The sequence below is a fragment of the Halorubrum marinum genome, assembly GCF_048381195.1.
Classification (GTDB): domain Archaea; phylum Halobacteriota; class Halobacteria; order Halobacteriales; family Haloferacaceae; genus Halorubrum.
Map to the genome: position 1 here is coordinate 611,812 of NZ_JBLWMM010000001.1, position 13,929 is coordinate 625,740.

General features: G+C 68.0%; 11 protein-coding genes. 6 read left to right on the plus strand and 5 right to left on the minus strand.

Annotated elements, in window-relative coordinates; all coding sequences use genetic code 11:
* Positions 1–25 precede the first annotated feature (25 nt).
* The 5 genes from ACNSN4_RS02985 (at position 26) to ACNSN4_RS03005 (ending at position 5,534) form a co-directional block, all read left to right on the plus strand.
* The gene (locus tag ACNSN4_RS02985; protein WP_418284272.1) at positions 26–1,234 is read left to right on the plus strand and encodes an ABC transporter substrate-binding protein; all 1,209 of its coding nucleotides are present in this window, start codon (positions 26–28) and stop codon (positions 1,232–1,234) included.
* A gap of 1 nt (position 1,235) precedes the next feature.
* The gene (locus tag ACNSN4_RS02990; protein WP_418284273.1) at positions 1,236–2,519 is read left to right on the plus strand and encodes an ABC transporter substrate-binding protein; all 1,284 of its coding nucleotides are present in this window, start codon (positions 1,236–1,238) and stop codon (positions 2,517–2,519) included.
* A 73-nt stretch (positions 2,520–2,592) separates the two neighbouring features.
* The gene (locus ACNSN4_RS02995) at positions 2,593–3,771 is read left to right on the plus strand and encodes a FecCD family ABC transporter permease (protein ID WP_418284274.1); all 1,179 of its coding nucleotides are present in this window, start codon (positions 2,593–2,595) and stop codon (positions 3,769–3,771) included.
* Entirely contained in the window at positions 3,772–4,653 is an 882-nt protein-coding gene (locus ACNSN4_RS03000) for an ABC transporter ATP-binding protein (RefSeq protein ID WP_418284275.1), read from the plus strand. It abuts the gene before it with no gap.
* A 101-nt stretch (positions 4,654–4,754) separates the two neighbouring features.
* Entirely contained in the window at positions 4,755–5,534 is a 780-nt protein-coding gene (locus tag ACNSN4_RS03005; protein ID WP_418284276.1) for an FAD-binding protein, read from the plus strand.
* Between the two features lie 61 nt (positions 5,535–5,595).
* Here ACNSN4_RS03005 and ACNSN4_RS03010 read toward each other — a convergent pair whose 3' ends face one another.
* Entirely contained in the window at positions 5,596–6,675 is a 1,080-nt protein-coding gene (locus tag ACNSN4_RS03010; RefSeq protein WP_418284277.1) for a TrmB family transcriptional regulator, read from the minus strand.
* 136 nt (positions 6,676–6,811) lie between these two features.
* A complete protein-coding gene (locus ACNSN4_RS03015; RefSeq protein WP_418284278.1) occupies positions 6,812–9,058 on the minus strand; it encodes an alpha-amylase family glycosyl hydrolase in 2,247 nt (748 codons plus the stop codon).
* 105 nt (positions 9,059–9,163) lie between these two features.
* On the opposite strand from ACNSN4_RS03015, the gene ACNSN4_RS03020 reads away from it, so the two are divergent.
* Positions 9,164–11,314: a DUF7997 domain-containing protein gene (locus tag ACNSN4_RS03020; RefSeq protein WP_418284279.1), complete on the plus strand. Its 2,151-nt coding sequence runs from the start codon at positions 9,164–9,166 to the stop codon at positions 11,312–11,314.
* A 253-nt stretch (positions 11,315–11,567) separates the two neighbouring features.
* Here the strand turns inward: ACNSN4_RS03020 and ACNSN4_RS03025 are convergent, their stop codons facing one another.
* From ACNSN4_RS03025 to ACNSN4_RS03035, 3 genes are all read right to left on the minus strand, one after another.
* On the minus strand, positions 11,568–11,750 hold the full coding sequence (locus tag ACNSN4_RS03025; RefSeq protein ID WP_418284280.1) for a DUF7511 domain-containing protein: 183 nt from the start codon (positions 11,748–11,750) through the stop codon (positions 11,568–11,570).
* A 149-nt stretch (positions 11,751–11,899) separates the two neighbouring features.
* Positions 11,900–12,718: an imidazole glycerol phosphate synthase subunit HisF gene (gene hisF / locus ACNSN4_RS03030; protein WP_418284281.1), complete on the minus strand. Its 819-nt coding sequence runs from the start codon at positions 12,716–12,718 to the stop codon at positions 11,900–11,902.
* Between the two features lie 92 nt (positions 12,719–12,810).
* Positions 12,811–13,857, minus strand: coding sequence for a glycosyltransferase family 2 protein (locus ACNSN4_RS03035; RefSeq protein WP_418284282.1), 1,047 nt, complete (start codon positions 13,855–13,857; stop codon positions 12,811–12,813).
* Positions 13,858–13,929: the final 72 nt, after the last annotated feature.

Consider the following 13,929-nt stretch of genomic DNA (forward strand, 5'->3'; position numbering starts at 1 on the left):
AATACTTTAGGCTGGCCTAAACAGTATGGCACAAGACACGGACCGACGTGTCGTAACGCGTCGTGGCGCGATCAGATACGGGGGCGCAGTAGCCGGTGTCGGATTACTCGCCGGATGTGTCGGCTCCACCGACAGCGACGACGGCTCGACGTCTGATCCTGACGGCGCGGACGCGGTGGAAAGCGGTCCGAGCGAAGCGACAGACGCCGACGGTTCGGGCGCGTACTCCGTCGAGATGGCACCGGTCGGCGAACTCACCTTCGAGGAGCCGCCCGAGCGCGTGACGACGTACTTCCCCGGGTACGCCGACATGTGCGTCGCGCTCGGGGTGGAAGACTCGCTCGTCGCGATGGGCGAGAACTACCGGTTCCACGACCACCACTACGACGAGCTCGACGGCGTCGGTGTCGATGTCGACGGGCTGGAGGACATCGTCCTCGACACCGGCATCGACAAGGAGATCTTCTACCAACTGGACAGCGACCTCCACCTGATCGACCCCGAGTGGCTGGTCAACAACGCCTTCTTCGGGCTCGAACGCTCCGACGTCGAGGAGATCCGCGACAACGTCGCGCCGTTCTTCGGAAACGCCGTGTTCCGCCGTACGGACCCGTGGCACGACTACCGGTACTACACGCTGTACGAGACCTTCGAAACGGTCGCGCAGGTGTACGACCGCGCGGAGCGGTACGCGGCGCTCGAATCGTTCCACGACGCGTACGTCGCCGAGATCCAATCGCGGCTGCCGCCGGTCGACGACCGGCCGACCGCCCTTCTGACGTACGGCGCAGGCGACGAGCCCGACACGTTCTATCCCTACCGCGTTTCCGACCGCGGCACGAACAACAAGCAGTGGCACGATCTCGGCGTTGCGGACGCGTTGGCGGACACCGGAATCGACGGGCTCAGCACCAGCGATCGGGGAACAATCGACTACGAGACGATGCTCGAGGTCGACCCCGACGCGATCCTCGTCCGGAGCGACACGGTCCGAAGCGCGACCGAGTTCGAGGACACGGTCCTCGCGTACATGCGCGACCACGAGGTGGCGAGCCAACTCACCGCGGTCCAAGCGGGCCGCGTGATCCGCGGCGGCCCCATTTATCAGGGACCGCTCATCCACCTGTTCACGCTAGAAGCGGGGGCACGGGGGTTATACCCCGACGAGTTCGGCGGGGACGGGGAACTGTTCGACCGCGACGAGGTCGCGGCGATCGTCCGAGGTGACCGCTGAGATGGCAGACGAAAGCACATCAGGTGACCGACTTGCTGGCTCGACGCGCCGCCGACGGCTCCTCCGGACGGGCGGGGTTGCCATCGGCGGACTCCTCGCTGGGTGTCTGGGTGGGACCGCCGACGACCCGAACGAGGGTACAGAACCGACCGGCGACGGCAACGGCGACGGATCGGCTTCCGACGGCGCAGACGGTAGCGAAGCGGAGTCGACTGGCGACGCGTACGCCGTCGAGCTGGCGCCCGCCGGTGAGGTCGCCTTCGACGCGGTCCCGGAGGACGTCATGGTGTACAGCCTGCTGTACGCGGACATGGCGGTCGCGTTCGGCCACGGCGACGCGGTGAACTCGCTCGGCTTCGACGCCGACGCGGGCGGGAACACCCTCGACGCCTACTACGCCGACCTCGACGGAGTGGCCTTCGAGCGCGAGGGAGTCGCACAGCTCAACACGGGATCCGGCGGCGGTATCACGGTCGACCGCGAGCTCCTCTACGAGCTCGACAGCGACCTCCACCTCGCGGACCCGTGTCTGTTCGTCTCTTTCGACGGCTGGGAGGAGGGCGACGTAGCGGAGATCCGCGACAACGTCGCCCCGTGGTTCGGAAACGTCTACAGCCGTCGACACTCGGAGCCCCCCGAGCCGTGTCGCGACGAGTACGCGTACTACACCCTCTGGGAGATCGCCGAGCGCGTCGCCAGCGTGTTCCGTGAGGAGGAACGCTTCGCCGCACTCGCCGCGGTCCACGACGACCTGACCGAACGGATCCGGAGCGGCCTCCCGCCGGCCGAGGAGCGTCCCACGGTCGCGGCACTCATCTACATGGACGGCACGTACTACCCGTCACGCACCGACACACCGGGATTTGCGAACGCGCACGTGCGACCGTTCGGCGTCCCCGACGCCTTTGCCGCGGACGACGTCACCTACGAGACGGCCTACGACCACGAGCAGCTGCTGGAGGTCGACCCCGACGTAATCTTTCACCAGTACGGCATCGCCTCCTACTACGACGTCGCCGCGATTCGCGAGGAACTCGCGGACCACCCGGTCGCCAGCGAGCTCTCTGCGGTCGCGAACGACCGGTTCTACGCCGCCGGCGACCCGGTACAGGGACCGATCATGAACCTGTTCCAGCTCGAAGCGACGGCCAAGCAGCTGTTTCCCGACCGCTTCGGCGAGTGGCCCGGATACGAACGCGGCGAGGACTATCCGACGATTCCCGCCGACGAACGGCTGTTCGACCGCGACCGCGTCGCGCCGATCGTCACCGGAGGCGGAGAATGAGTCCTCTCGCCGATCGCGATATCGTCGCGGTCGGCGGCGGGCTGGCTGGCTGTGCCGCCGACGGAGGTACGCGATGAGCGGAGAGCGCTCCGCCGTCGGAAGCGAGCGTTCGACGCACCGACCGACCGGCGTGAGCCGGATCGCGTGGCTGCTCGATCCGAAGCTGGTGGCTGTCGCGCTCGGCAGCCTCGCGGTGGTCGTCGCTGCGGGGGTCGTCCAGGTGAGCTTCGGCGCATACTCGATGACGGTGGGTGAGGCGTGGCGTGCGGTTCTCGATCCCGCCGTCCTGCTTGACCCGCGGTGGCTGCTCAACTTCCTCGTCGGCGAGGGGCTGATGCGAACCCTCACAGGATTTCACGGTGAATTGCCGGAGCTGACGCACGGGACACTCATCGTCTGGAACATCCGGCTGCCGCGGGTGCTCGTCGGGGCCGTCGTCGGGATGAACCTCGCCGTCTCGGGCGCGATCTTTCAGGCGGTCACCAGAAACGAGCTCGCGAGCCCGTTCATCCTCGGCGTCTCTTCGGGCGCGGGTCTGATGATCCTCCTGACGTTGGTCGTGTTCGGGAGTCTCTCGGCGTTCCTTCCGCTGGTCGCGGCGCTGGGCGGTGCGGTCGCGTTCCTGATCGTGTACGCGATCGCGTGGAAGAACGGGACGAGTCCGATCCGGCTCGTGCTCGCGGGCGTGATCGTCGGGACCGTCTTCGGAAGCCTCCAGACGGCGCTGTTCTTCTTCGCCGACGACATCGGGGTCGTTCAGTCGGCGATCCAGTGGACGACGGGCTCGCTGACCGGAACGGACTGGGAGCAGGTGCGGCTGGCGCTGCCGTGGACCGTCGTGGCAGTGCTGTTGTCAATCGCCGGATCGCGGCAGTTGAACCTCCTCTTGTTGGGCGAACAGACCGCGAAGTCGCTCGGCATGTCGATCGAGAAGGCGCGGTTCGCGCTGTCCGGCGTGGCGGTGCTGGCGGCCGCGGCGAGCATCGCGGTGGCCGGCATCGTCAGCTTCGTGGGACTCATCGTTCCCCACATGGTGCGGAATCTCGTCGGCAGTGACTACAAGAAGCTGATCGTCGGGTGTCTCTTCGTCGGCCCCGCGCTGATGGTCGCCGCCGACCTCGGTGCGCGGCTCGGGATGAGCGTGCTCACCGGTGCGGACGCGCAGATTCCGGTCGGGATCGTCACCGGGCTGGTCGGCGGGCCATACTTCCTGTACCTGATGCGCAAACAACAGCACATGGGTGAGCTCTAAATGTCGTTCGAACACGCGAACGCGACGGATCCGGATGAATCGAGCGACACGGACGATCCGAACGGGACCTCCGCGGCGGTCGACGCGACCGACGCGAGCGACCTCAACGCGGAGGACCTGGTGTTGGGGTACCCGAATGCCGAGAAACCGGTTATCGACGGGGCGTCGATCGCGGCGGCGCCGGGAGCGGTCACCGCCCTCGTCGGCCCGAACGGATCGGGAAAGAGCACCCTGCTGAAGGGGTTGGCGAACCAGCTCGCGCCGGAGGATGGCTCGGTGCTCTTGGACGGGCGCGACGTCCACTCGATGGACACGAAGGCGCTCGCGCGGAAGCTCGGGCTGCTGTCACAGGAGAGCACGTCGCCGAACGGTATCACCGTCGAGGAGTTGGTGTATCACGGCCGGTATCCACACCGCGGGTTCTTCGAGCGGACGACTGACGAGGACGCTCGCGCGGTGGAGCGCGCGATCGACCTCGCTGAATGTAGCCACCTCCGCGACCGCGAGGTTGGGAGCCTGAGCGGCGGCCAGAAGCAGCTGGCATGGATCGCGTTGGCGTTAGCACAGGATACCGATGTACTCCTGTTGGACGAGCCAACCACGTTCCTTGATCTCCACCACCAGATGGAAGTGATGGCGATCGTCGAGACGCTCCGCGACGAGAGCGAGGTCACCGTCGTCGTCGTGCTCCACGACATCGAGCAGGCCGCGCGGCTCGCCGACCGAATGATCGCGCTCAAGAGTGGCGAGGTTCGCGCTCGGGGCCCTCCTGAGGATGTCGTCACCGAAGAACTGCTCGCGGAGGTGTTCCGCGTCGACGCCGAGGTCATCGACACCGAACGCGGGCCGCGGGTGATGCCGCTCCGGGCGCGACACGAGTAGCCGACGACAGGCTCGTAGCCGGACCGATCCGAATTCGACTGGCCGCAGCGGGGAGGTCGGTGATCGAAGGACCTACCGCGGAGTCTACCGATCGATACCGCATGAGTATCCACTGTGACGTGGTCGTCGTCGGCGGAGGCGTCGCCGGACTCTCGGCCGCCGTCTTCACCGCCCGACAGGGACTCGACACGCTTATCGTCGATACGGGGGAATCGCTCCTCCGACGGAACGCGCACTTGGAAAATTTCCCGGGATTTCCGGCCGGTGTCAACGCTCGACAACTCCTCGATCTCATCGGCGAACAGGCCGAAAACGCCGGTGCAGACCGGCTCGATGCGAGAGTGACCCGCCTTGCGAGCGCGGTCGCAGAGCCCGAGCGCGACGATCCAGACGACAGGTCCGACACGGATGACACTACTCGGTTCGCTGTCGAGACTGCGGACGGCGACGTCATTCGAACACGGTACGTCGTCGCGGCGACGAAAAACGAGGTCGGCTACCTGACCGACATCGACGGCGTCGGGATCGTCGACCGCGGGAAGGCCTACGTCGACGTCGACGAGCGCGGTCGAACCGGCGTGAACGGGCTCTACGCCGCGGGACGGCTCGCGGAGAAACCGCATCAGGCGGCGGTGTGCGCCGGACACGGTGCTGAGGTCGCGGTCACCCTGCTGGAGGACGACGATGCTCCCTTCTACCACGACTGGGTGACGCCGGACGGGTACTTCACCGACCGCGGGCGGGACGTGCCGCCGGGCTGCGAGGAGATCGGGGCCGACGAGCGCCGAGGCCGCGAGGCGGCGTCACTGACGACGATGCGCGAGCGGTTTTCGGCGCCGCATCCGGACGATCAAGAGACGCATCCGAGCGTCGAGGAGTAACCAGAATCTATCCGAACGCCGACGGTACGGTCATGTGACCGCGAACGGGTGAGACGACCTGTTACGCTCCGGTTTCGATCCGCACGAGATCGGCCTCGATGTCCTCGACGAACGCTCCCCGCCCGCCGACGGTGACGGACTCACCGTCCACCTCGACGACGAGCGAGTGCTCGACCGGGAACTCGTTGTTCGTCGGCTTGACCATCCCCTGTCTCGTCTCCACCACCCGCCCGGTGACCTCGGCGTCGGCGCCGTCCTCCGTCCATCGCCCGCCGACGGTCACGTGGGGAACCGTGCCCTCACGCAGATGCAAGGTCGACTGGAGGACGGCGTGCCGGAAGTTCGTGTATTCGACCGGGAGCGCCGCCGGTTCGACGGTCGCGACCTCGGTCGCGGCCGGCCAGTAGTTGCCGAGAAATGAGCCGACGATAACGGGGGCCAGCTGCTCCTGTGCGAAGTGGATCGCCTGCCGGTCGGTGGTAGAGCGGCGGAGCAGCTCGGGCGGGGCGACCACACCGGCCGCGGAGTCGACGGTCAAGAGCGTCGGCATCGCCTCGCTCCACGTCCGCACGACGCTCGCGGTCCCCGCCAGCCCGTTTGCGACGCCGTTCGGATCGGGGGCGTCGACGTCCGGATCCCTGCCGGCGTCGGAGACGACGAGCAGGACGAGCACGCCGCGGTCGACCGCGTCGACGAGGGCGTCACGGACCTCGGGGAGCTGTTTGGCCGTTATCGACAGCGTCACTTCCTCGGTCGCGTCGGCGAGTAACGACCGGATCCGCTTGATGACGGTGACGCGCGATTTGATCACCTCGAACTGTTCGGCCCGCCGTTCGACCCGCGAGAAGCGCTCTTCGAGCCCCGGTCGGATCGCATCGACGTCCGACCGGAGGCGGTTGATTACCTCGTCCGGCGGATTGGCGCGAATCGTCGTGGGGACGACGTGATCGTTCACTTCGACGAACCCGCGCTCCGCGAGCGACTCGCTCACGCTGTAGACGTAGCGTTTCGACACGCCGGCGGCGTCGGCGATGGTGCTCGCCTTCGCTTCGCCGTGTTCCAAGAGACTGAGATACGTGTCGACCTCCTTGTCGGAGAGGCCGAATCGGCGGAGGAGATCGGTCAGCGTCCGGTCGTCCATACAACAGAGAGAACGAGGAGACCACTTATAAGGGTCGGAGGACGGTCGCCGTTCTCACGAATGCAACGGCGACCGCACAACGGCGAGTGTGACGGCGACCGCACAACAGCGAGCGTGGCGGCGGCGGTACAAAGTCCTACGTAAGCACGGCGACGGCGTCGACGGCGAGTTCCCGACCGACCGAGCGACTCTCGAACAGGTCCGTCTCGAAGCCGGCGGGGACCGTGACGGTCGCCGGTTCGGTTCCGAAGTTGACGACGACGAGGAGGTTCCGGCCGCCCTCGTCGGACGATCGGGTGTACGCAGTCACGCTGTCTGCGTCCCCCTCGACGACCGACACCTCGCTCGCGGCGCCGTCGAACGCGACGGCCCCGTCACGGAGGTGCGGTTCCGCCTCGCGAAGCGCCGAAAGTCGGCGGTGAAAGTCGGTTAGGGCGTTGTCGCCGTCGTGCCAGCGTACGGGTCCGCGGTACGTCTCGTTGCCGCGCTCCTGGCCGGCGTAGATCATCGGCGCGCCGGGGAGGGTGAACGTGACGGCGGCCGCGGCCTTCAGCGCGTCGCGACCGTGTTCGGCGAGGTACCGGTCCTCGTCGTGATTCTCGACGTACCGCATCTGGACGCCCGGATCGCCGAAGCCGAGCCACGCGGCGCGGTCGAACGCCTCGGCGATCGCGTCCGCGGGCGCGCGCCCCGCCCCGATGTCCCCGAGCACCTCGTACAGCGACGTGTCGTAGTGGAGGTCGAACTCGCCCTCCCCGTAGAAGGGGTCGTGCGGTAGCGTCTCGTCCAACAGCAGGAAATCGTCGGGGACGCGCTCAGCCACCTCCTTCCAGAACCCGTGGGGGACTCCCCACGCCACGTCGGCGCGGAACCCGTCGACGACGGCGGCCCACTCGTCGACGACGTCGAGCAGCCACTCGCGGACCGTCGGACTGTCGAAGTTGAGGTTGGGGATCCGTCGCCAGTTGAAGTAGTACTCGGGCATGTCGCCGTCGGCGAGCTCGGCCCACTCGGTGCCGGTCACGTCGAAGGACGCGTCGGCCCGGCGGTAGTGGTCCGCGTAGGCGTCGACGCCCGCGGCGTGCATCTGGAAGGCCGGGTGGTCCCGAGAGGTGTGGTTGATGACCAGATCGAACACCACCCGGATGTCCGCCTCGTGGCAGGTCGCCACGAGCGACTCGAACGACGCCCGCGAGCCGAGATCCGCGGCGGTGTCGTCGTAGTCGGTGACGTGATAGCCGTGCTCGGTCGGCGAGGCGAGCACCGGCGTCAGCCAGAGCGCGTCGACGCCGAGGCTCTCTAGGTAGGGGACCCGCCGCTCGATCTCGCGGAACGTGGTCGGGAGCGTGTCGCCGGCGAACGACCGAACGAAGACCTCGTAGATCGTCGGCGACGCCGTCCACTCGGGGGCTGCGTGGGGGTCCGTCACCGCGCAACTCCCCTCATCTCCCTCTCGCTCGATCCGAACCGTCTCGGCCGCGCCGTAGCGTGCCCCGTGTGGAACCGCGTGGATCCGGACCTCCTCGGACACCTCCGCGACCGGGACAGAGAGCTCGCGATCCCCGGCACGCGATTCGATCCGTTCGACCGTCTCCGGGTCCGCGTCGCGGTCGTCGACCAAGAAGTCGACGGCGACGTCCGCGGAACCGGCGTCGTCCGCCGCCTCGACATCCTCCGGGTCCGTGCCGCCCGCCGCACCAGTCCCCTCCCGGTCCGGCGGTGCATCAACGTCGGCGGTGAGCGCGACCCTCGGCTCGCCGCGCCCGGAACCGGTTTCGACCCGCGCGTCGAGCGAGAGCCGCGGGCGCCCTGGTCCTGCAACGTCAACGATATCACGGTGTTCGTTCCCCGGATCGTCGTTGGCGACGAAGCTGAACGCGTGCCGACCGGGCGGCACCTGCGCCTCGAACACCCAGTCGTCGCCGTCGCGCTCGGGCCGATCGCGCGCGAGCAGGCGGTCGTTGTGCGGCCACATGACGGAGACGCGGTCCACTTCGTCGTCCGAAAGCGGAAGATCGGACGCCGGAACGCGCAACTCCGCGGTCCGCCGCTCGTCGGGGAACGCGCGGACCCGCTGACGATGGGTTCCGTCCGGTGCGTCGAGCGTCAACACGTACGTACCGGGGACGTCCGGTCGCAAGTGGACGACGGGCGTGTCGTCACGGCTCGTCTCGCCCGCGAGGAGGACTGGAGGCGCGGAGCCGTCGCTCGGGTCCGCGTCGTTCGGTACCGGCTCGCCGTCGGCGGTCGGCCCGCTCGCGGCGCTCGCGGTCGGCGCGTCGCGGAGCCGCCATCGATAGGTTCCGTCCGGGTCGGGGGTTCGGGGGGCCAACTCCACGGATTCGCCCACGCTCGTCGTCCGCGGTGGCCCGGGTTCGTGCATAGTTCCCGGCGGGGGTCCCGGCGGCTTGAGCGTTTCCGTCTCTGATAACACATGAATAACAATTACACCAAAAGTTCATACGCGGAGGGGCCGTGTGTTCGCGTAATGCAACTTCGCGACGCGCTCGACGACTACAAACGGCACACCGGTCACGAGAGACGGTTTCCGGGCGAACGCCGGACTACCTCCGGTCGCTTCTCCGGCGGCGAGGGACGGCTGGTCCACGTCGACGACGACGGCGAACTCCGTGACTTCGGTTACCCCCTCACCGGTCGGACCGGACTCGTTCGGTCTCGGATCGGCCTCGCGGTCGGTGACGACGTCACCTGGCTCGACGAGGTCCCAACAGAACAGCGGTACGTCGGCGACACGACGCTCGTCGAGACGGTACACGACGCCGACGCCGTGACGGTCACCCGGCACGATGTCACGCTCGACGACGCGCATCTGACGCGCGCGACGGTCGATGTCGACGAGTCCGTCGATCCCGACGTCGACCCCGCGGACCTGTCGCTCGTCGTGTACGCGCGATTCGCGCCGGACGGTCGTGACAACCGAGTCGGACAGCTCCGGTACGAGGACGCGATCGAGGTGTACCACGCCGACGAGCACGACTTCCTCGCGAGCGGTACCGGGTTCTCGGAGCTCCGCGGCCAGCTCCCGACGACGTTCCCCGAACTGCTCGACGAGGCGCCGACCGACCTCCCCCGCGATCGCGACGGCGACCGCTACGAGGAGGAGCGCCTCTCCGGCGAGGTCATCGTCGACGCGCCGTTCGAGGACGGCGTCGCGACCGTCGCGTCGCTGCTGACCGACCGCGCCGAAACCGGCCGCGAAGCGGCTCGCGCCCACCTCGACGAGTGCTTCGCGGAGTTCGACTCCGTCGACGCGCTGGTCGCGGCCGCGGGCGAGACGACCCCCTCGGTCCCCGAATCGGTTCCGGCCCGCGAATCGACCGTCGCCGACCTCCGCGTGCTCTCCCTGCTCTCCGCCGAGTCCGGGCTCCGGATCGCCGGGCCCGACTTCGATCCGTACTACGAGCACTCCGGGGGGTACGGCTACACCTGGTTCCGCGACGACGCGGAGATCTCCACGTTCCTGCTCGGCGCCGACGACCGGCTCGGGCTCGGGCTCGACGAGTGGCACGCGCGTTCTGCAGCGATGTACGTCCAGACCCAGCGGTCGGACGGCTCGTGGCCGCACCGCGTGTGGCCACGAAACGGCGCGCTCGCGCCCGGCTGGGCGAACGCACGCATTGAGGACGGCCCCGATGTCGACTACCAGGCCGACCAGACCGGCAGCGTCATCGCTTACCTCGCGCAGGCGCGGGCGGCCGACGTTCCCGTCGCAGACCTCGACGCGACGCTCGTCGCGGCGCTCGCGGGACTCGACGAGACGCTGGAAGCCGACGGTCGCCCGGTCGTCTGTCAGAACGCGTGGGAGGACAGCGCCGGGCGGTTCACCCACACGGCGGCGACGTTCTTGGAGGCGTACAGCGAGCTGGCGCTGCACGGCGACGGGCTCGACCCGGCGGAACTCGACGAAGCCGCGGAGGCCACGGACGCCGATATCGGCGCCGACGTCGCCGTCGACGACCTGCCTGCGGATCTCACCGCGCACGCCCGCGATCAGGCTGAGCGAGTGTACGACGCGCTCGACGACCTCTGGGTGCCGGAGCGCGGCTGTTACGCGCTCCGCGAGACGCCACACGGCGAGATCGATGACCGGCTCGATTCCTCGACGCTATCGCTGGCGAGCGCGCACCGCTCGTTCGACGCGCTCGGGAGGAGCGGCGACTCGCCGGGCGGCGCCGTCGACGACGAGCGGCTCGACCGGCTCGTCTCACACGTCGAGACCGTCGTCGACGGGCTCGCGCGCGAGACCGACGCGATCTCCGGGTTGATACGCTACGAGGGCGACGGTTGGCGGCAGGCCGGACAGGGCTCCGAGAAGGTGTGGACGGTCTCGACCGCGTGGGGCGCGAACGCCTGCGCCGAGCTCGCGGTACTGCTCGACGCCCGAAACGATCCGCGAGCCGAGGGGATGGCCGCTCGCGCCCGGGAGCTGCTCGCGCACGTCTCGCCCGGCGGCTCGCTCTGTGAACCGACGAGTTACCTCCCCGAGCAGTTCTTCGACGACGGGACGCCCGACAGCGCGACCCCGCTCGGCTGGCCGCACGCGATCCGGCTAGCGACCGTCGCGCTGCTCGACGACGGCGACGTGCTCGCCTCGGACCCAGTGGTCGCCGACGACTGACTCGACGCACGGCGAGATCTCTCATCGATATTCACGCTCGACGAGCGGTTGCGATCTGGATTTATACCCCGGTCCGCGGTGGCGCGTCCCTCCGAGCGCTCACCGGGCGCGAGGAGCACCGCGCGAGTCGTCGCGACTGGGGCTTCGGACGCGCTCGTCGCTGTCTGGTCGATCGCTTATAAACGCACACCGAGCGCTCTGAACTCACGGGTTCCTCGCGGCGCACGCGCATCAAAACCGATCCGCATCGAGCCTATCGCCACTCGTCTGCCGGTACACAGTCCGCTGCGCGGACCGTGATCCACCGCGTCGTCCGCTCGTCGGGGTCGCGATCGCGCTCGAAGAACGTCACCTCCTCGCCGTCGGAGTCGCCCTCGGTCCGCTTGCAGACGAGCCCCGACTGATCGGCACGGACTCGCGTCGATGACGTGGACATACGTACCGATTCGTCCCCGATCAGATAATAAGTATTGGTTTTCGATCGCGATTATCGTCACAACTGTCGTTGTTATCGACTATTCTTTCGACCCCGAGTTCTCGTTTCCGGGTTCCGATTTCGACGGTGGTCCTCGATTCCCCTCCCGCCTACAGCCGGACGGGAACGCCGCGCTCGGCGAGGTACTCCTTCGTTTCCTCGATGGAGTAGTCTCCGAAGTGGAAGATGGAGGCCGCCAGTCCGGCGTCCGCGTTCGCCTCGGTGAACACCTCGTACATGTCTTCGGGACTGCCACAGCCTGAAGAGGCGATGACGGGGGTTGAGACGGCGTCACACACCGCTTTCATGAGCGGGATGTCGTAGCCGTCCTTCGTCCCGTCCATGTCGATGGAGTTGACGAACAGCTCCCCCGCGCCGCGCTCTTCCGCCTCTTTGGCCCACGAGACGGCGTCGATTCCGGTTCCCTCTCGACCGCCCTTCTTGGTGCACTCGAACCACACCGTCTCGCCGTCGGCGTCCTCGTAGAAGTGCTCGCCCTCGTCGTCGTGTCGGCGTCGCGCGTCGACCGAGATGACGATACACTGGCTCCCGAACGCCGCCGCGCCCTCCTCGATGAGCTCGGGGCGCTCGAGCGCTCCCGTCGTTATCGACACCTTGTCCGCCCCGGCGCGGAGCGTCTCCTTGATGTCCGCTTTCGTTCGGATGCCACCGCCGACGGTGAGCGGGATGAAACACTCGTCAGCGACCGCGTTCACCACGTCGAGCATCGTCTCGCGCCCCTCCGCGCTCGCGGTGATGTCGAGGAAGACGAACTCGTCGGCGCCCGCGGCGTTGTACTTCTTCGCCAGTTCGACCGGGTCGCCGGTGTACTCCAGGTTCTCGAAGTTGACGCCGGTGTACACCGCCGCGTCGCCGTCGTCGTCGAGGTCGACGTCGATACAGGGGATGATCCGCTTCGTGAGTCCCATTCGTTACCGGCAGTTGACGACGGCGGCGGTTAAAAGGCGCGGGGTCGACCAAGGCGCGGGATCGACGAGCGTCTCGTCGGTCCGCGCACCGCTCACTCGCGCTGGTCGTACTTCGCGACGGCGCGGTCGGCGCGCTTCGAGATCCCGTTCGGGTTCCGCGCGGGGCTCCGGTCTCGACGGCGAGCGACCAGCCCGTCGGAACTCCCGCTGACGAGGCCGACGAGAACGTCGCGGCCCGTGGCGGCCCACCGCGAGGGCGTCGACTCCCCGCGGACGACGTCACCGGCGGCCCCGACGGCGTCTTTCACCGCGTGCGAGCCCGCCCGCGCGACGACGGTCGGCCGGATCCCGTAGTTCTTCAGGAGGCGGTACGCGAGCGCGCGGTACTTCCACCCCCACTCCCCGGCCGTCCGGCCGCCGTCGGCCGCCGTCGGGCTCGGTAGCTCTTTCGTGACCGCGAGATCGTCGCGCCACGCCACGTCGCGGTCCATCCGGGCGAGACGGTGCGCCGCGTCGCGGGCGCCGCCGGTGTGGAGGTACTCGTCGAACCCGTCGAGGTCTCGGAGCGTTTCGCGCCGAAACGCGACGTTTCCGCCGTTGAAGTACGTCACGTCGCGGCCCGCGATCTGTCGACGCTCGGGTCTCTCGTCCGCCGGACCGTCGTCGCCGTTGTCTCTTTCACCGCTTTCGCCTCTCTCGTCGTCCTCATTGCTCCCGACTCTCTCGTCGTCCTCGTTTCGTCCATCGTTTGCATCCCTCCCGTCGCCGTCGACGGTCTCGTCCGATGGGCGCGGTTCCGTCGGCGCCACCGGTCCAGTGACGACATCGGCCGACGCTAGCCCCTCTGAGACAGCATTGAGCCAAGACTCGCCGATTCGGTTGTCGTAGTCGACCAGAGCGATCGCGTCGCCGGTTGCCACTTCGATACCGGCGTTGCGGGCCACGTTGACGGTCCGATCCGAAATTTCGACCAACACGTCGACGTCATCACGGTCTCGCACCATGCCGGTAGTGCCGTCGGACGACGGGCCGTTAACGACGACCACCTCGGCGTCGGGGGCGTGTGCCGCCAGCGCGTCGAGGCAGGCGGCTAACCGGTCCCGCCCGTTGAGGGTCGGGACAACGACCGTGAGGTCCATACACGCCGTTATCGGGGCGAGGGATTAAAAAGGGCTCCGTGCCCGTCCCGTTTCAGCGGGACGATTCCGCTC